The following is an 18268-nucleotide window of genomic DNA, read 5'->3' on the forward strand; positions in this document are numbered from 1 at the left end:
CTCGAGCAGACGTGGTTCGGAGCAAGCGACGTCACATGGAAAAAGCGGGCCGGTCGTCCTTTTTCTCGGGCATTTGGGCCTTGCTGCTGAGACCTAGAGGAGTGATCGTGGATTGATGACAAATGTCTCGAATCTGACCGCGCCGGAACGACGCCAGCTGGCCCAGCACACGCTGGACTCGCTGACGGACCGGGCGGGGCATACGTTGACGCAGGTGCGGTGCGGTTGTGGTCACCGCGTGGCGGCGGTGTTCGATACGCCGGCCGGTGCGGTGTATCAGTCGGCGACCGGGCCGCACGCGCACGGGTCGCGTGATTTCGTCGATGCTGCGCACAGCGCTCGCGGGCATGGCACCCGGTTCACGGATCTGCTTGCCGGTGATGGCTTTGTCGATGACGCGTTGCCCGCTTCCTGCGAGTGCGGGCCGCACACACTGTCGCGGTTCCGGCTCCAGGAAGCCGTCGCGAACCACGAGCACAAGATTCTGCTGCCCTGATCAGCGATCACAACGCCGTAGCCGTGCGTCACCAGCGGCGCCGGTCTGCCCGCGAAAGCTCAGTCGGTAGCCGTCCACAGCGCACTCCTCCCCGCGACCCTCCCGCCCGCCCTTGAACAGGCGGTCGCTCCGGCGTGCCATGCGCTCGGGTGGCTCAGTTCGAGCTCAGGGCGGAGTTGAGCGTGTAAGTGCCGACGAGGTCGGCTTGCCCTAGGACGTGGCCGATCATCGCTTGGCGCAGCTGTTTTCCGGTCACTGCCTGCTTTAGCGGCAGTTGTTCGACATCCAGGGCGCAGACGGTGAACACGTAGTGATGGATGCGCTGGTCGTTCCAGGGTGGGCAGGGGCCGTCGTAGCCGTAATGATCCATTTTCGCACTGCTGAAGTCGTTGAGGCCGTACCGCGCATGATGGGGTGCAGCCGGACCCGCCCCGCCGTGCGCGGTCTGGAGGCTGCCTGCGGCGATCTGTCGCACGTCGGCTGGGATATCGAACAGCACCAAATGGTAGAAGTCGTTGCGCGGCAACTCCTCCGGCACCGTTCGCCCCTCGATGTTCACGTCCGAGCCGGTGCGGGGTACGTCGGGGTCGCAGCACACGACCGCGAACGATCGTGTTCCCGCCGGCACCTCGTCCCACGCCAGATGCGGGTTGCGATTGGCGCCCGCCCGGACATGGTGCACGGCATCCGGCACGCCGTAGGCGAACGCGGCCGGAATGCGCGCATCAGCGTCGAATGAATCACTTCGGACCTTCATAACGATGCCTTCCACTCATGCGGCCCGCAAAGCCTCCGCTATTCAGGTGGCGATGGCGATGAGGACGCAATCAACACAGCTCGTCGGTGGGATCATTCTGCGGCGTTCCCGCGCCATTGGGGGAATCTCATCTTGTCGGTCGACCACACTGTCGTCCGAACCTCTGCCTGGGCGAATCGATTCGTGCGATACATAGATTCTGCGCTTCTGCCCCGACCCCGCCCAGAAGCGAAGGTCATCGGAACGGTATTCCCACCGGTACAATGGCCATTACGGACTGCACACGCCCGCCAACTCAGCGGAAGAGAATCACCGCGGCCAGCCGCTTTCGAGTCGGTCGTGAACGGTCAGATGACATTCGGTCGCTGGGTCGAGGGACCTTCGGCTCGAGCGAATCCTGTTGGGGCCGTGAATCATTGAAGCCGGGGAAACCCGGTGCCCTGCCTGAGGTGGTGAATCGATCGATAAGCGATGACGCAGACGAGTAGTCCACCGCAACAGAGTCCGGTCACCGTGCTGCTGGGCGGTGATGTGATGCTCGGTCGCGGCGTCGACCAGATCCAGCCGCATCCGGGTGATCCGCTGTTGTACGAACCGTGGGTCGATGACGCCCGCCGCTACGTCGAGCTGGCCGAGAAAACGAACGGGCCGATACCGTACCCGGTCGACTTCGACTGGCCGTGGGGCGACGTCGGGCCGATGCTCGACCAATTGGCACCCGAGGTCCGGCTGATAAACCTCGAAACGTCGATCACCATCGACGGCGTATTTGCGCCCGCCAAGGGCATCCATTATCGGATGAACCCAGCCAATATCGCGACGCTGAAAGCGTTTCGGCCCGACGCCTGCGCGTTGGCGAACAACCACGTCCTCGACTTCGGAAACAGCGGCCTGCGCGATACTCTCGCCGCGCTCGACGCGGCGAGCATCGGCACAGCCGGGGCGGGAACGAGCATCGACGCGGCCTGCCGCCCGGTGGTTGTGCAGCCGGGCACCGGGTTACGGGTGGTCATCGTCTCGGTTGCCAGCACCAGCAGCGGCGTGCCGCTGGCGTGGGCCGCGCAGCATGATCGGCCGGGAGTGTGGCTGCCCGGTGATCCGTTGGGGCGTAGTGCCGCCGACCATGTCGCGGCGGAAGCGTTGGCGCACAAGCGTCCCGGCGATACTCTGATCGTGTCCATGCATTGGGGCCCGAATTGGGGCTACGGGATCGGACGGAGCGAAATCCAATTCGCGCAATGGCTCATCGACGCCGGCGTCGACATCGTGCATGGGCATTCATCGCACCATCCTCGCCCCGTCGAGATCTACCACGGCAGACCGATTTTCTACGGCTGTGGTGACGTCATCGACGACTACGAAGGCATCCCCGGATATGAGTCCTATCGTCCCGAACTGCGGCTGCTCTACCTGGTTTCGGTCGAGCCCGGCGGGCAGCCGACCGGAATCCGGATGCTGCCCATGCGGGTACGCCGCATGCGGCTCGAACATGCTTCCCGGGCCGAGGCCGATTGGCTGGGTAAGACGCTCACTCACATCAGCCGCCGATTCCACACCCGTATCGACCGCGGAGCCGACGACCTGCTCGAGATTCGCTGGGGCTGAGCCGAACTCACGCCTCGAAGCGAAAGTCATCGGTCGACTTCAGACATAGAGGGCGTCGATGCTGTCGGCGAGGTTCTCGATGACTATCTTGCGGCGCAGTTTCATACTCGGAGTGAGATCACCGGTCTCGACGGACAATTCGTGATCGATGATGTCGAACTTCTTGATCTGTTCCCAGCGATTGAGTTGGGTGTTGAGGTGGGCGACGTAGGCCTCGATCACGTCGTGGGTCTTCTGGTCCCGCGCGATTTCGGCGAGCGGTTTGTCTGCCAGACCGTGCTTGCCGGCCCATTCGGTGATGCTCTGGGTGTCGAGGCCGACCAACGCGACGCAATAGGGTCGTGTCTCTCCGTAGACGATGAATTCCGCTGCGTACGGACATATTCCCTTGAACGTGGCGGCAATCGCGGAGGGTGCGACGTACTTGCCCTGCGAGGTTTTGAACAGGTCCTTCTTGCGGTCGGTGATGTGCAGGAATCCTGCTGCGTCGATCTCGCCGATGTCGCCGGTGCGGAACCAGCCGTCCGCGTCCAAAGCCTCGGCGGTGGCCTCCGGGCGGTCGTGATAGCCACTCATCACACCGGGACTTCTGAGCAGGATCTCGCCGTCCTCGGCGATCTCGACCTCGGTGCCGGGGAATGGTTTGCCTACGGTTCCGAAGCGGTAGGCATCCGGCCGGTTGATGAACGAGGCGGCGGCGGTCTCGGTCAGGCCGTAGCCTTCGAGAACGATGATGCCGATCGCGTCGAACCACTGCGCGACATCGCGGTCCAAGGGGGCCGCTGCCGAAACGAAGAACCTCAGCCGGCCACCGAAGCGTTCGCGGACTTTGGAAAGCACCAGCCTGTCGGCGACTTTGTGCTGCAAGGAAACCAGCAACGACGGATCCTTGCCTGCCTGCCTGGCACGCGAGACCTTCAGGCCAACCCCGACCGCCCAGTCGAAGAGCTTCTTCTTGATCCCGCCTTCTTCCGCCATCATGCCCTCGATACGGGCATGCGCCTTTTCGAAGATGCGAGGGGCGGCCGCCACGATGGTGGGGTGCAATATCGCGAGGTTGTCCACGATTTTGTCGACCCGGCCATCGATCGCCGTGGGAAAGCCGATCAGCGGTGACAGCGCCAACATCACTTTGCCGAAAGCGTGGGACAGCGGCAACCACAGAAAGTTCAGGTCGTCGGGGCGGAGGACATTCAACACGTCGATTGCTCCGGCGCTGTACGTCCATGCGGAATGCGGCAGCCGAACACCCTTCGGGGTGCCGGTCGTCCCAGAGGTGTACATGATGCTGCTCAGGTGCTCGGGCCGGATGCCGCGGACGCGGTCGGCGATCGCGTCGGGGGATTCGGCGAGCAGTCGGTATCCGAGTTCTTCGAGGTTGTCGAGCGTGATTACCCAGTCTCCGTCGCCTTCGCCATCGAAGATCACCACCTTTTGCACGTCGGGCAACTCGGCGCGATGCTCGATCAGCTTGTCGACCTGTGCCTGATCCTCGGCAACCACGATCCGGCTGCCCGAATTGGCGACAATGAACGCGACGCCGGGGGCGTTGGTGGTGGGGTACACGGTGGTAGTGGCCGCGCCGGCGCACATGACGGCGAAGTCGGCGAGCACCCATTCGTAACGCGTGGACGACGCAAGCGCGACCCGTTCTTCGGCCTGGATTCCCAGTGCAATCAGCCCGGCGGCGAGTATGTCGACGCGGTCACCGAACTGCTTCCAAGACACACTGGTCCAGCGCTCGCCCTCGAGGAATCGGAACGCCTCCGCCTCTGGAGTCTCGGCGATGCGGTCGACCAGTATCTGGGCAACCGATGATGCCCGGTCCTCGATCTTGCTGAGATCGGGAAGTTCCTCGGATTGCCGGAGGAACGTCATCACTTGATTCTAGGGATTCCCCGGCCGATCGATGAGGCGCTCGGACGAGAAAAATCGTGTAGCGGGGACTGCCCGAGGCCGTCGGGGTCGGCCGCTATTGCCCTGGTGATCGGTAGGGGGCACTGTGAGAGGCACCGGTGGCGCCACCGGGCGCTGCCTCTGTGCAGAAAGGAGGTGGATCGTGTTCGCACGGTCTACCACGCTTCAGGCGCAACTTTCCGCTCTCGAATCCGGGATCGCACATGTGCGGGACGAGGTTATGCCGGGGCTGGAGGGCATTCCCGGTTGTATAGGGCTTTCGTTGCTCGTCGATCGGCACACCGGCCGGTGCATCGTGACGACCTCATGGGAATCCGAGGATGCCATGCGGGCCAGCGCTGAGCAGGCGATCCCGCTTCGCAATCGCGCGGCAGAGATATTCGGCGGCAGTCCGATGGTCGAGGAATGGGAGATCGTGGCCATGCATCGCGCGCATCTGACGCCGCAGGGTGCGTGTGCGCGTGTCACCTGGGTGAAGACCGATCCCAGCAGGATCGACAACGCCATCGAGGTCTACCGGGACCACACCTTGCCCGGTATGGAGCAGCAGCTCGAGGGGTTCTGCAGCGCGAGCCTGATGGTGAACAGGTCGTCGGGTCGTGCCGTCTCGTCCAGCGTCTACGAGAATGCCGAGGCGATGGAACGCAACCGGATCGCGTCGGCCGCGTTGCGCGTGGACGCCGCCCGGCAGGCACGCGTCGAGGCCATCGACGTCCGCGAATTCGACTTGGCATTGGCGCATTTGCGTGTCCCCGAACTGGTCTGACCTCGAGCGGGTCAGCGAAACGGCAGGCCGAGACCGGAGGTTCGACACGTCGGGTCCGTCCTTGAGCAGGTGGTCACCGCAGCACGGCCGCAGCGCGCGGCCGTGCTCGGTCGGTCGGGGCAGTTTCCCGGCGCGCAGCCGTATTTCCACGATCGCCGGCGCGGCGCGGCGAGGCCGGTGACTGATCGCGATCGCCGGTGGCGAAAGCTCTTTGCGCAGGACATGTTTGCCCGCAATCTTGATCAGCACTGGATTCCAGTTGATTGACGGTCATGCCCGAAACCGAACTCCCGCAACAAGGTTCCGATCTTTGACGGCGCATACACCCGGTCGAACACCCTGCCTATGCCGCCGCCGTGCGGCACGTCGACATCATCGATGCTTTCCGTGCGCACCCACATCCGGGCGATCAGTGTCGCAAGCTTCCTCGCTTGCATCTCACCCGGTCTGGGCTGCTCGGCCAGCCGCATCACCGGCACCGGACCGGCCCGCGACACGCGTTTCTAGATCATCGAGCACCGCTGACTCCGGGCGAACATATGCGAAACTTGCCCCCGCAGTGCCCTTCTAGACCTGCCTGAGCACGGCGATCATCCCAGCTCGACGGGAACCCACATCGCCGATCACTAGGACATGTGATCGGCGGGGATGCTCGCGCCCGTACCCATATTTTCGTCATCATCATCACCCGCGGGATTGCCTATTGGATCAACGCTGGGCGGCCAGCCCTGACGAGGAGGAGTTCGGCGATGAGTTCCCTACGCGTCGGCAGTGTTTTGAGCACTTTCCTGACAGCCGTTGGGGTGATTGTTGCCGTCCTTGTGCCGACCGGGCCGATCGCTGGGGAGGCTTCGGCGGCCGGCTGCACGCTCGCACCGACCGGCGGCACTGTCACACGAATGATCGGCACTCGCAGTTACACGCTCAACGTGCCGCAGGGATTGGCAGGCCCGGCGGTTGGGTTGCTGATCAGCCTGCACGGCACCGGTGACACCTCGGCCGGCATCGAACGCGAAACCGGATGGAGTTCCTACGCAGCGGCTCACAATTTCATCGTCGCCTACCCGCAAGGCACCGAGTTCGACAAAACCTGGCACTTCGAGCAGGGGTCTGTCGACGTCACCTTCCTCGAGCAAGTCGTCACCGACATCGAATCGACCTGGTGTGTCGACACCCACCGCGTCTACGCCGACGGCTGGTCCGATGGAGCGATCATGTCTCAGCGGATGGCCTGCGACGCCGCGGACCTGTTCGCCGCTGTCACCTCGTGGGAAGGCACCGACCCGACGGATCCCAACCCGCTCGAACCCAGTGCCGTCGGCACCCCGTGCACACCGAGCCGCCCTATTGCGGTCGGAATATTCCAAGGGGCGTTCGACCCCATCTCCAACCTCGCGGTCGGCCTTGCAAACGTCCGTGACTGGATCCGCCGTGACCGCTGCCCAGCGACAGCAGACCCCACCTCCGACCGTTACGGCACCCATACGAACTATCAGCCCTGCGCCGCCGGAACGAACGTCTCGTGGCGAGTCGAATACAACACGACACACCAGTGGCCTACCGGGGCCATCGGCCAGGATCTACGCGATCAGCTCTGGAACTTCCTCGATTCCCGCACTCTCCCATGACCACTGAGAGGTGGCTATTGCGCCGCCGCCGTCTCTGGGCTGGATCGCATGCCGTCCATGCATTGGGCTCGGGGCGTTTTCTTGGTGCAGGGCAGGGTTTTTTGCAAGACCAGGTGGTGCAGCCGGCGGTGGCCAGGGTCGACGAGGGCTCGGCGCGGGTCGAGCTGTGGGCTTCGGTACTGCGGGTCGAGTGCGTGGCGGAAACCAGGTCGGTCGGAACTGTTTGGGTCCGTTGATGATTCGCGTGGGGTTCGCGGATGTTTGTCGGAGGGATGCTCTAACGTAGCGCGGTATCTGTCCGTCACGACCGTGGAGCGTTATGGCTGCCTCGTTCGACCTTCATACCCTGGCGGTGCTCGGTGCGGCCGGGGAGCGGCTGGTCATCTGGCATGTGAATGTGGGTGCGGCGCTGGGGGAGTCGCGGCTATCGGGCGCTTGGGTGCTGGAACGGTCGCGCGCGGCGGAGATCGAGAGCCTCACAGCCGGATATCCGATCGTTGAGGCAGGCAATGACGCTCCTGCCCCCGAAGCAGTGGGTAACGACGCCCAGACGGCCGGCACGGTGGGTATTCGCGCTCAGCAGGCCGGGACGGCGGGCGACGGCGACCAGTTGGCGGACGTGGTGGGCGTTGGGGCCGCTGCGGCGGTCGCGGACGGTCCGAACATCGGGGCTGCCAGGATTGTCGATGTCGATGCGACTGTCGAAACCGTCCGTGCCGCAATCGAATCGGCCGACCAGCGGTTCGTCGAGCATCAGGATGCGAGCGGCGGGAAGCTCACCAGGCCGCAGTGGCCGGTGATCGTGGCGCCGGATGAGGTTGCGCTGCCGCAGTTTCAGGTGGATGTGGCAGCTGATCACATTCGGCCGGTGCTCACGCTGGCGCGGGGGCTCGCGGATCTGGCGGATGCGTGGGCGGCGTTCGAGTCGCTACGGCTTGCCCGGCCTTTTCTGGAGGACCTCGGTGGCGCGGCCGCACGGCCGTTGCCGCTCGCGGTGCGGTGAGTATGGCGGGACTGTCGTTCGCCGCCATCGATGTCGAGACCGCTAATTCCGCGCGGGGCAGTATCTGCGCGGTCGGCGTCACCGTCGTGCGGGATGGGCGGCACGAGGAGACCTCGTCGTGGCTGTGCCGTCCGCCTGCGGGGCTGGACTTCTTCAACTGGCACAACATTCGCGTGCACGGGATCTCGGCGGCCATGGTCGCCGACAAGCCGGAGTTCGCGCAGCGCTGGGCGGAGGTGGAGAGCCTGGTCGGCGAGCTTCCCGTCATCGCCCACAATGTCGGATTCGACAGCAGTGCGATACGGGAAGCCTGCGGCCGCAGCGGAATTCGGATACCGGCCTGGTCCTACAGCTGCAGCCTCGCCCTGGCCCGCCGCCATCTGAGCCTGGACAGCTACCGCCTGCCGCACGTCGCGGCCGCTCTGGGCATCGACTTCACCAACCACCACGACGCGGCCGCCGATGCCGCCGCAGCGGCCGACATCGTGATCGCCCTGGCTGCCCGGGCCGGAGTCGATTCGCTGTCTGCGCTCGAGCGCATGGTGGTCGACCGTCCCTTGCGAACAGATCGGACATCGCGAAAGTCCGCGGCCAACACGCTGATACCGGTGGCCGGGCAGCGAGCGAGACAAACCTCGGTGTCCGAGGGCTGGACAATGGAGACGCCAATGACAGCGGGCCGGATGATGGCGACGCCGGGGTCTGCGGGACGGGCGTCGGGGCCTGCGGGGTGGGCTGTGCCGACCGCGGCCGAACGCCCACCGCGCCGATCCTGGTTCGGCCGTGAGGAATTGGTGCTGCCGGCGGTCACCGGCACCGATCCATCGCACCCGCTGTACGGCGAAATCGTCGTATTCACAGGTGATCTCGCCGCTATGACCCGCCAGGAAGCGTGGGATGCCATCGCGGCATGTGGCGCGACTCCCGCGCGGAACGTCACTCGGCGCACGACCCGGCTGGTCATTGGTGACGGCTTTCGTGGTGTCGATCCCGATGCGTTCACCACGACGAAGGCGCGCCGGGTCGCCGAGTTGCGGACGCGGGGGCAGCGGATCGAGATCATGGACGAGGCCGCGTTCGTGGCCTGTGTGGGTGCTGGGACCGGGTTGTCCGGAGGTCGGGGCGGGGTGTGAGAAGTGCGTTGTTGCGTGGGTTTGACGGGCTAGGTAAAGAAGGTGAGGGGAATCGGTCGAATGAGTTAGAGGCGGAAATGACGAATGCAGGTGGTCGGCGTCGGTGGGTGTCGGCGGGAATCGCCCTGGTAGCGGCGGGCTTTGCTGTGATGCCGGGGCTCGCGTCCGCCGCGGAACCGCTGAATTCCGGTGCGGCATTCGCGGCCGACGGCTCGCATATCGACCATCTCGTCCAGCGGGACGATCGCAAATCCACCGTATTCGTGTATTCGGCTGCGATGAACCGCGTCATCGAACTCTCGGTCATTCGCGCCGCCGACAATTCCATGCCGCGTTCGACGGTGTATCTGCTCAATGGCGCAGAGGACGGCATCGATGGGAACGGCAACGAGGTCTCCTGGGAGACCCGCACCGATGTCGTCGACTTCCTGGCCGACCAGAACGTCAATGTGGTGAACGTCCTCGACGGCCGCTACACCTACTACACGGACTGGCAGTCCGACGACCCGATGCTCGGCCGCAACAAGTGGACCACCTTCCTCACCCAGGAACTCCCGCCCGTCATGGACTCGGCCCTCGGTGCCTCCGGCCGCAATGCCCTTGCGGGAGTATCGATGTCGGCCACCTCCGCCCTCGCCCTCGCCGAATCCGCCCCTGGTCTCTATCAGAGCGTCGGGTCTTTCAGCGGCTGCGCGCAGACCGGCACCGACCCCGGCCGCCGCTACCTGCAGGCCACGGTTCTCTCCGGCGGCGGGAACCCTTGGAACATCTGGGGTGTCGATGGCTCCCCGGCCTGGACCGCGAATGACCCGTCCACCCCCGCCAACCTCGAGAAACTCCGTGGCACCGACCTCTATGTGGCCGCTGGAACCGGTGCGAACCCGGCTGCGGCAGGCGGTGGCCAAGTCGGCGCGTCCAGCACGGCACTCGAATCCACCGTCGAAACCTGCACCCGCGCCCTGCAATCCAGCATCGAAGACCTGAACCTCCCGGCCACGTTCGATTACCTCCCCGGCGGCGGCCACAACTGGACCTCGTGGCAGGCCGACTTTCACAACGCCTGGCCCGGAATCGCCCGCAGTCTCGGCGTGTGACTCGCAGCCTGGGCCTGTGGATCGAGGCACCACGCCGGACGACCACCCGTTCGGTTCCGCTGTGACTCCGGTGCGGGCGGGCCGATAAGCTGCTCCGGGTGACCGACGAGAAGCTGCTGCAGGGACCCATCCACGCCGTCCATGTCGAGCTGGGCGCTACCTTCGCTCCGTTCGGGGGGTGGGAGATGCCGGTTTCGTACGCGGGCACCGTGGGGGAGCACACGGCGGTGCGCACCACTGTCGGGCTTTTCGACGTCAGCCATCTCGGCAAGGCGACGGTCAAGGGCGCGGGTGCCGCGGCCTTCGTGAACTCGGCACTCACCAACGACCTGAATCGGATTCGCCCGGGAAAGGCGCAGTACACGCTGTGCTGCACGCCGGAGGGCGGGGTCATCGACGACCTCATCGCCTACTACGTGAGCGATGACGAGATCTTCCTGGTGCCCAATGCGGCCAATACCGCGACCGTGGTGGCGGAGCTGCAGAAGGTCGCGCCCGAGGGCATCACCATCACCGACGAGCATCGCGGGTACGCGGTCTTCGCCGTGCAGGGCCCGCGGTCGGCGGAGGTCCTCGCCAAGCTCGGCCTGCCGACGGACATGGAGTACATGGCCTACGCCGACGCCGAGTGGGACGGCCGCCCGATCCGGGTGTGCCGCACCGGCTACACCGGTGAGCACGGCTACGAGCTGCTGCCCCGCTGGGCCGACGCAGAGGCCGTCTTCCGCGCGCTGGTGAGCGAGGTGCAGGCCGCCGGCGGCCAGCCCGCCGGACTCGGCGCGCGCGACACCCTGCGCACCGAGATGGGCTACCCGCTGCACGGACACGAACTGTCGCTGGACATTTCGCCGCTCCAGGCCCGCACCGGCTGGGCCGTCGGCTGGAAGAAGCCGGAGTTCTGGGGCAAGTCGGCGCTGGAGGCCGAGAAGGCCGCCGGTCCCCGTCGAATCCTGATGGGGCTCAAGGCGATCGACCGGGGCGTGCTCCGGCAGGGCCAGACCGTGATGCGCGGTGACGCCCAGGTCGGCGAAACCACCTCCGGCACCTTCTCGCCCTCCCTCAAGGTCGGCATCGCCCTGGCCCTGCTCGACACCGCCGCGGGCCTCGAGCCCGGCGACGAGGTCGAGGTCGATGTCCGCGGCCGCCGCCTGCGCTGCGAGGTCATCCGCCCCCCGTTCGTCGAAACCCGCACTGCCTGAGCAGGTTTCCTGAGCCACGGATCCGACCAGCCGCCTCTGGCGACTACGACGCCATCGCGCGCGTTGTGGACGACTGGTGGGGGCCGGTCGGTCGTGGCGGCGGTTCCCAGGCTTTTCCTGGATCACTTCGCCGCGACCAGCCTGGTCGCCGAACAAGCGTCCGGCCGCGCCATCGCCTCAGCTGAACCCAGATCCCCAGCCGTATTTGGTCTCGGCCACACCAATTCGCCGGCCGCACGAGACCTCACCCCTTTCAGAGCCCACGGCCCGCCCCCAGAGTCGCGACTGCATCGGAGTCCGGGCTGTTGCACCGGGGCTCATGCCGCTCTGGGTCTCAGCCGCACCAGGTGCCGACGACGTCGTTGTCCTGTTTGCAGGCTGCGGCGTCGAGTCCGGCGGGGCGGAGGGAGTTGAACATCGTGCGGATGGTGTCGTCGGTGGCCGTGCCGTCCGTGCCCTGGTCGGCGTAGATGAGCATGACCACGGACTGGCCGTTGTTACCGGGCACCGCGACGGCGTGGACGATCGAGGTGGCCGGGTGCGAGCAGTCGTCCGGGCCCGGGTTGGCGAGGGTCGCTGTCACGTGTGCGGCGGGTTTGCCCTGCACCGTGAGGGTTTCGACATTGCTCAGCGTGTACGTGGAGTTGGGGCGGTCGTCGTTGGCTCCGGCCACGGTGGCCCAGCTGCCGGCCACGTCCTTGGCCGCGGCGGACACGTCGCCCAGTTTCGAGCCTGTCACGCCCGCGATGGCTTTCGAGTGGTGGCCGTCGCAGGCCTTCGGGGAGAGTTCCGCCGCACCGCTCATCACCACGCGCCCGCCGCCGCCCTCGAAGCCGACGACCGTGGTCGGTGTCGGGACCGTCCAGCCCTGCGGCACGTCGTAGACGGCATTGCGCGAGATGGAGTAGGACGTCTGCCATCCCGGCGTGAGTGAGGCGATGGTGGATCGTGGTGCGCTCGCCGTCGTGGTGGGCAGCGGTTTGGTGCGGGTCGCGGTGTCCTGCGGCCCGTATTGGTCTGCGGGCAGCGCGGTTCCGGTCACGGTGTGTGCGGGCGTCAGCGCTGCTACGACGAGGATGGCGACCAGGCCCAGCACGCTCACTGCGATCAGCGCGATCACCAGGGGCCGGTGCGAACTGGACGGTTTCGACAGCGGATGCTCCGGATACACGCCGTCCACCCTATCCAGGGGCAGGGACGACGGCCGGTCACCGAACCGTCCAGCCGGTCGGCAGGGGGTAGCCCGCACCAGCCGGTCGAGGGCGGCGAATTAGACTCCCGGTCATGACTCTTGCCGCACAGTTCACCCGTGTACCGCATCCCGCGCCACTACCGGCGGAGCGGCGGCAGGAGATTCTCGCGGAGCCGGGGTTCGGGCGCTACTTCACCGATCACATGGTGTCGATGGATTACGTGGACGGGCAGTGGACCAACGGCCGCGTCGAGCCCTACGGCTCGCTGGCCATGGACCCGGCCACCATGGTGTTCCACTACGGCCAGGCCATCTTCGAGGGTCTGAAGGCCTACCGTCAGGCCGACGGCAGCATCGCCACCTTCCGGGTGGATGCCAATGCGGCGCGTTTCCGCCGCTCCGCCGCGCGCATGGCGATGGCGCAGCTGCCCGAGGAGCTGTTCATCGAATCGATCCGCCAGCTGCTCGAGGTGGACGCGGACTGGGTGCCCGCCGCCGGCGGCGAGGAGTCGCTCTACCTGCGGCCGTTCATGTTCTCCACCGAGGTCGGGCTGGGCGTGAAGCCCGCCTCCTCCTACAAGTACCTGCTGCTCGGCGGTCCCGCTGGCGCGTACTTCCCGCGCGGCCTGAAGCCGGTCAAGGTGTGGCTGTCCACCGAGTACGTGCGCGCGGCTCCCGGCGGCACCGGTGAGGCCAAGGTGGCGGGCAACTACGCCGCCTCGCTGCTGGCCCAGCAGCAGGCCGCCGAGAAGGGCTGCGACCAGGTGGTGTGGCTGGACGCCTGCGAGCACAGCTACGTCGAGGAGATGGGCACCAACAACCTCTTCTTCGTCTTCGGCAGCGGCTCCGACGCCCGCCTGGTGACCCCGGAGCTGTCCGGCTCGCTGCTGCCCGGCATCACCCGCGACTCGCTCATCACCCTGGCCGCCGACTCCGGCTACAAGGTCGAGGAGCGGAAGATCTCCGTCGCGGAATGGAAGAGCGGCGTCGAATCCGGTGAGATCACCGAGGTTTTCGGTTGCGGCACCGCCGCCGTGGTCATTCCGGTCGGCTCGGTCCGGTCCGCCGAGGGCGAATTCACCATCGGCAGCGGCGAACCCGGCGAGGTGACCATGGCGCTGCGCGAGAGCCTCACCGGCATCCAGCGCGGCACCTTCGCCGATAGCCATGGCTGGCTGCGCACCATGGCCTGACCGGCCCAAGAAGCGAAAAGCGCCCGCCCGAACGAATTCGGGGCGGGCGCTTGGTGTTTCAGGGCGCGGGAGGCAGCGCCTGTCGCTGAATGCAATGCCGCCAGAGAGCGGTGCCGCTCGTGGGTGTCGGTCAGCTGGGCATGAACATGTGCCACTGCTCCAGGGTCTGGGGGCGCATGACGTAGTTGTGTTCCTTGATGTGGGTGAGCGACGCGCTGGGCTCGTCCGAGTACCAGTGGCCCGGGTAGACCGTCGGGTTCGACTTCAGGTCGGCCAGGTAGCGCAGGCTGCGGAACATGGCGTCGGAGTCGCCGCCGGGGAAGTCGGTGCGGCCGCAGCCGTCGACGAACAGGGTGTCGCCCGCGATCAGCCGGTCCTCGAACAGGAAGCACTGGCTGCCCGGCGTGTGGCCGGGGGTGTGCAGGAGTTCGATCTCGAAGTCGCCGACCGCGACCTTGTCGCCGTGTGCGTGACCGGTCAGCTCGCTGGGCGCGATGCCGGTGACATTGGCGACCCAGGGCAGTTCCTCGGCATTGACGTGGACCGCCACATCGGTCTTCTCCAGCAACTCCTTCACCCCGCGCAGGGTGAAGCCCATCATGGTGCCGCCGACGTGGTCGGGGTGGTGGTGGGTGGCCAGAACTCCGGTCAGCCGCATGCCGTCGGCCTCGGCGATGTCGGCCAGCTGCCCCGCCTCGTACGCGGGATCGACGACCACGCATTCACCGCTGTCCCGATCCCCGATCAGGTAGGCGAAGTTGCGCATCTGCGTGGCGATCGGATCGCCCACGGCCCAGTCGCGCCCGGAGAGCAACTGGCGAAAGTACAAACGGTCGGAGGCCATGCCTGACAGCGTATTGCCCGCCCGCTGGAACCAGGCATCCGGATCCGGGCAATATGTCCGAAATTGCCGTTTGACCAGGGGATTTGTTGTCGGTCGGTGGCCGCCAACGTTGTCGACGTGCCGAACGGTGAAATGTACATTGACCTGGTAATGGCTGTCCTGCCACGGGCGGCCCGGCACTTCCTGGAGAGCCTTATGACCGCCGGAACATACGAGTACAAGAGCGAGTTCGCCCGGCGTTACTTCAGTCGGGGCGAAGCTGAGGGCCAGGCCAGAGGGGAGGCCAAGGGGGAGGCCAAGGCGTTGCTGGCAGTCTTGCGGAGCAGGGGGATCACCGTGGATGAGTCGACTGTCGCTCGCGTCGGGGCGTGCACCGATATCGAGCAGCTCGACGTATGGCTCGACAGAGCGGCTACAGCACGCTTTGCAGACGAGGTGTTCGGGGACTGACGTCCGGTCGCACTCGAGGCTCCGAGGTCGACCTTCGCCCTCCGAGGTCGGTGAAGAGGCCGGACACGCTTGCCGCGACACGAATCTGCACGCCGATTATGTGATCGGCGTGCAGATTCGGTAATTGTCGTGGTTGGTCAGCGCAGAATGGCTTCGATCTCGTCGGTGGCCTCCGGGCCGTAGGCCTCGCGCAGGCGCTTCATGGCGGCGTCGTGGTCGAGGATCCAGTCCTGGGGGCCAACGGTTTCCAGGACCAGGACCGCCACCAGCGAGCCGAGCTGGGCCGAGCGCTCCAGGGACAGGCCCGCGGACTGGCCGGTGAGGAAACCCGCGCGGAAGCCGTCGCCGACGCCGGTCGGGTCGACCTTGGCGATGTCGGGGACCACGTCGACGTGCAGTTCGGTGCCGTCGCGGTCGACGACCTTGGCGCCCTTGGAGCCCAGGGTGGTGACGCGAATGCCCACGCGCTCACCGATTTCCGCCTCGCTCAGGCCGGTCTTCTGGAGCATGATGCCCCATTCGTACTCATTGGTGAACAGGTAGTCCGCGCCGTCGATGAGACGCAGGATGGTCTCGCCGTCCACCAGCGCCAGCTGCTGGGAGGGGTCGGCGGCGAAGCGGATTCCGGCGGCGCGGCACTGATCGGTGTGACGCAGCATGGCTTCCGGGTCGTCGGCGCCGACGAGCACCAGCTCCAGGTCGCGGCCCAGCTGGGTGATGTCGATCTCGCGGGACTCGGTCATGGCGCCCGGGTAGAAGGAGGCGATCTGGGCCATGGTCTCGTCGGTGGTGCAGACGAAGCGCGCGGTGTGGGCCTCGGTGGAGACGCGCACGGCCGAACAGTCGACGCCGTTGTCCTCCAACCACTTCCGGTACTCGCCCCAGTCCTGGCCGACGGCGCCGACCAGCAGCGGGGTGCGGCCCAGCACGCCCATGGCATAGCTGATGTTGCCGGCCACACCGCCCCTGCGGATGACCAGATCATCGACGAGGAAGCTGAGCGACACGTGCTGCAGCTGGTCGGCCAGCAGCACATCGGAGAACTTGCCCGGGAAACGCATGAGGTGATCGGTCGCGATGGAAGCGGACACGGCGATGGTCACGGGGTAGATCCTTCGGTGACGTGCGGCTGCGCACCGGGATACGGAGATGACAGACGCGGGGGCCGGCGGTGGATGACGCGGCCGACAGGGCCGCAGTTCGAAACTACTCTGTCCGAGACAGGGTATTCCAGATCTCGTATGAGTCAGCGCACACAACAGCGCGGAACATCCGGTGTCGGACGTTCCGCGCTGGCGGACGTTATGTCAGTTGAAGCTGTCGCCGCAGGCGCAGGAGCCGGTGGCGTTCGGGTTGTCGATGGTGAAACCCTGCTTCTCGATGGTGTCGACGAAGTCGATCGAGGCACCCTGCACGTAGGGGGCGCTCATGCGGTCGACCGCGAGCTTCACGCCGCCGAACTCCACGACCAGGTCGCCGTCGAGGCTGCGGTCGTCGAAGAAGAGCTGGTAGCGGAGGCCCGCACAACCACCGGGCTGGACTGCGATGCGAAGGGCGAGATCGTCGCGGCCTTCCTGATCCAGCAGCGCCTTCGCCTTCGAGGCGGCGGCGTCGGTCAGAGTCACACCGTGAGTGGTGGTCTCGTTCTGCACAGTCATGAACTCTCCTAAGGGACCTGTTTTCAACCCGTGAAGGCGCACGGCTCGATGGCTACCAACACCTGCTGGCAGGCGACTATTCCCCATCCTACGCGGCGGGTATTCCCCGGACGGCCCAGGTTGTGCAGTCGCTGACAGATAGCTGGTGAGGTGTGCGACACAACAATCAGGGAGACCAGGATTTTCCGGCAGACATGTCATCGAATAGCCTGGTCGGCGTGAAGTTCCTGCGCCGTGGCGAGTCCACCCCCACCTCCGACAGCTCCAGCACCGATGCCGTCGCCGCGGTGGAGGACAAGACCGTCACCCTGGGTAAAGGGCGGCCGACGCCGTCCCGGCGGGAAGCCGAGGGCCGCCGCCGCGGGCCGGTGGCGCCCGCGCCCAAGACCGCCAAGGAGGCCCGCGCCCGCCGCAAGGCGCTGCGTGGGACCCGCGAGGACCGCAAGGCGTCCTCGGCCGAGCGCAAGGCCGATGCGAACGATCGTCGTTCCCGCATGCTCGCCGGCGAGGAGCAGTTCCTGCTCCCGCGCGACAAGGGTCCGGTCAAGAAGTACGTCCGCGACATCGTGGACGCGCGCCGCAATCTGCTCGGCCTGTTCATGCCGCTGGCGCTGGTGCTGATCCTCAGCATGATCCTGTCGCCGGCGCTGCAGGCGATCGTCACACTGGCCATGCTGGTGATGATGCTGTTCATGATCATCGAGGGCGTCGTCCTCGGCCGGATCGTGAACAAGCGGGTCCGGGAGCGCTACCCGGACACCGCGGATTCCTCGTTCTCGCTGGGCTGGTACGCCTTCGTGCGCGCCTCGCAGGTGCGCCGCATGCGTGCCCCGAAGCCGCAGGTGAGCCCTGGCGACGCGGTCTGATTGCCGCTGCTGCCGTCGGCGCTGACGGCGCTGGATGAATTCCCTGACGGGCGGTGTCTCACCGCCCGTCAGTTGTGTTCGCGGTAGGTCGACAGGGCGCGGATCTCGAGCGCCATGCGGTCACGGTCGCGGTCGACGACCTGGCTGGAACCGGCCATCTCCCAGGCGTTTTCGCGGTGGAAGGGGACGGCCCGGCCGGCCGCGGCCAGCAGAGCGACGATGCGGCGGAACACGGTGACTGCCTCGGGGGAGTTGGTCGTGGTGCGGAACTGGCCGGAGGTGATGGTGGTCATGCGCGGATCTCGCTCTCATCGAGGGGTTCGGTGGTGTCTCCGGCCATGAAGCCGAAGGTCAGGGTGCCGAGCGCTGCCATGGCGGTTCCGGCTGCGACGATTGCGGACAGTGCTTGCATGGCAGTAAGTTTTCTCTAGGGAAGTTCCTGCCAACAGTGGCTGTTCTGACATTGT

The 18268-nt window shown here is 66.2% G+C and carries 19 protein-coding genes and 1 pseudogene; 11 read left to right on the plus strand and 9 right to left on the minus strand.

The features are described from left to right. Positions 1-238: 238 nt before the first annotated feature. Positions 239-496, plus strand: a complete 258-nt coding sequence (locus ACWEKS_RS37985; RefSeq protein ID WP_452344567.1) for a hypothetical protein — start codon at positions 239-241, stop codon at positions 494-496. A 154-nt stretch (positions 497-650) separates the two neighbouring features. Here the strand turns inward: ACWEKS_RS37985 and ACWEKS_RS37990 are convergent, their stop codons facing one another. Further along, positions 651-1268, minus strand: a complete 618-nt coding sequence (locus ACWEKS_RS37990) for a YbhB/YbcL family Raf kinase inhibitor-like protein (RefSeq protein WP_452344568.1) — start codon at positions 1266-1268, stop codon at positions 651-653. 456 nt (positions 1269-1724) lie between these two features. Here ACWEKS_RS37990 and ACWEKS_RS37995 point away from each other — a divergent pair, with 456 nt between their 5' ends. After that, on the plus strand, positions 1725-2858 hold the full coding sequence (locus tag ACWEKS_RS37995) for a CapA family protein (RefSeq protein ID WP_452344569.1): 1134 nt from the start codon (positions 1725-1727) through the stop codon (positions 2856-2858). Between the two features lie 39 nt (positions 2859-2897). Here the strand turns inward: ACWEKS_RS37995 and ACWEKS_RS38000 are convergent, their stop codons facing one another. Further along, complete coding sequence (locus ACWEKS_RS38000; RefSeq protein WP_452344570.1) at positions 2898-4736, minus strand: AMP-dependent synthetase/ligase; 1839 nt, start codon at positions 4734-4736, stop codon at positions 2898-2900. Between the two features lie 181 nt (positions 4737-4917). Here ACWEKS_RS38000 and ACWEKS_RS38005 point away from each other — a divergent pair, with 181 nt between their 5' ends. Continuing rightward, entirely contained in the window at positions 4918-5541 is a 624-nt protein-coding gene (locus ACWEKS_RS38005) for an antibiotic biosynthesis monooxygenase family protein (protein WP_452344571.1), read from the plus strand. Positions 5542-5664: 123 nt separating this feature from the next. Here the strand turns inward: ACWEKS_RS38005 and ACWEKS_RS38010 are convergent. After that, a pseudogene (locus ACWEKS_RS38010) lies at positions 5665-6038 on the minus strand (IS1380 family transposase); the annotation flags it as partial. A gap of 402 nt (positions 6039-6440) precedes the next feature. Here ACWEKS_RS38010 and ACWEKS_RS38015 point away from each other — a divergent pair. The 5 genes from ACWEKS_RS38015 (at position 6441) to gcvT (ending at position 11598) form a co-directional block, all read left to right on the plus strand. After that, the gene (locus ACWEKS_RS38015) at positions 6441-7169 is read left to right on the plus strand and encodes an alpha/beta hydrolase family esterase (RefSeq protein WP_364616471.1); all 729 of its coding nucleotides are present in this window, start codon (positions 6441-6443) and stop codon (positions 7167-7169) included. 319 nt (positions 7170-7488) lie between these two features. Beyond that, positions 7489-8172, plus strand: a complete 684-nt coding sequence (locus ACWEKS_RS38020) for a hypothetical protein (protein ID WP_452344572.1) — start codon at positions 7489-7491, stop codon at positions 8170-8172. 2 nt (positions 8173-8174) lie between these two features. Further along, positions 8175-9305, plus strand: a complete 1131-nt coding sequence (locus ACWEKS_RS38025; RefSeq protein WP_452344573.1) for an exonuclease domain-containing protein — start codon at positions 8175-8177, stop codon at positions 9303-9305. A gap of 77 nt (positions 9306-9382) precedes the next feature. Further along, complete coding sequence (locus ACWEKS_RS38030; RefSeq protein WP_452344574.1) at positions 9383-10399, plus strand: alpha/beta hydrolase; 1017 nt, start codon at positions 9383-9385, stop codon at positions 10397-10399. Positions 10400-10497: 98 nt separating this feature from the next. Next, entirely contained in the window at positions 10498-11598 is a 1101-nt protein-coding gene (gcvT, locus tag ACWEKS_RS38035) for a glycine cleavage system aminomethyltransferase GcvT (protein ID WP_452344575.1), read from the plus strand. Positions 11599-11932: 334 nt separating this feature from the next. Here the strand turns inward: gcvT and ACWEKS_RS38040 are convergent, their stop codons facing one another. Next, a complete protein-coding gene (locus ACWEKS_RS38040) occupies positions 11933-12769 on the minus strand; it encodes a hypothetical protein (protein WP_452344576.1) in 837 nt (278 codons plus the stop codon). Positions 12770-12882: 113 nt separating this feature from the next. Here ACWEKS_RS38040 and ACWEKS_RS38045 point away from each other — a divergent pair, with 113 nt between their 5' ends. After that, positions 12883-13983, plus strand: coding sequence for a branched-chain amino acid aminotransferase (locus ACWEKS_RS38045; RefSeq protein WP_452344577.1), 1101 nt, complete (start codon positions 12883-12885; stop codon positions 13981-13983). Between the two features lie 130 nt (positions 13984-14113). Here ACWEKS_RS38045 and ACWEKS_RS38050 read toward each other — a convergent pair whose 3' ends face one another. Then, positions 14114-14827, minus strand: coding sequence for an MBL fold metallo-hydrolase (locus ACWEKS_RS38050; RefSeq protein ID WP_354847762.1), 714 nt, complete (start codon positions 14825-14827; stop codon positions 14114-14116). A 96-nt stretch (positions 14828-14923) separates the two neighbouring features. Here ACWEKS_RS38050 and ACWEKS_RS38055 point away from each other — a divergent pair, with 96 nt between their 5' ends. Then, the gene (locus ACWEKS_RS38055; RefSeq protein ID WP_452344578.1) at positions 14924-15277 is read left to right on the plus strand and encodes a hypothetical protein; all 354 of its coding nucleotides are present in this window, start codon (positions 14924-14926) and stop codon (positions 15275-15277) included. Positions 15278-15414: 137 nt separating this feature from the next. Here the strand turns inward: ACWEKS_RS38055 and ACWEKS_RS38060 are convergent, their stop codons facing one another. Next, positions 15415-16380, minus strand: coding sequence for a carbohydrate kinase family protein (locus tag ACWEKS_RS38060; protein ID WP_452344579.1), 966 nt, complete (start codon positions 16378-16380; stop codon positions 15415-15417). 204 nt (positions 16381-16584) lie between these two features. Continuing rightward, positions 16585-16935, minus strand: coding sequence for a HesB/IscA family protein (locus tag ACWEKS_RS38065; protein WP_033089671.1), 351 nt, complete (start codon positions 16933-16935; stop codon positions 16585-16587). A 194-nt stretch (positions 16936-17129) separates the two neighbouring features. Between ACWEKS_RS38065 and ACWEKS_RS38070 the strand changes: the two genes are divergently transcribed. Then, positions 17130-17801: a DUF3043 domain-containing protein gene (locus ACWEKS_RS38070; RefSeq protein ID WP_379443590.1), complete on the plus strand. Its 672-nt coding sequence runs from the start codon at positions 17130-17132 to the stop codon at positions 17799-17801. 68 nt (positions 17802-17869) lie between these two features. Here the strand turns inward: ACWEKS_RS38070 and ACWEKS_RS38075 are convergent, their stop codons facing one another. After that, positions 17870-18094 (minus strand): hypothetical protein, encoded by a 225-nt coding sequence (locus ACWEKS_RS38075; RefSeq protein ID WP_452344580.1) that lies wholly within the window; start codon positions 18092-18094, stop codon positions 17870-17872. Beyond that, a complete protein-coding gene (locus ACWEKS_RS38080; RefSeq protein WP_364616437.1) occupies positions 18091-18213 on the minus strand; it encodes a hypothetical protein in 123 nt (40 codons plus the stop codon). The genes ACWEKS_RS38075 and ACWEKS_RS38080 overlap by 4 nt, the downstream gene beginning before the upstream one ends. Positions 18214-18268: the final 55 nt, after the last annotated feature.

Source organism: Nocardia sp. NPDC004711, from assembly GCF_053601595.1.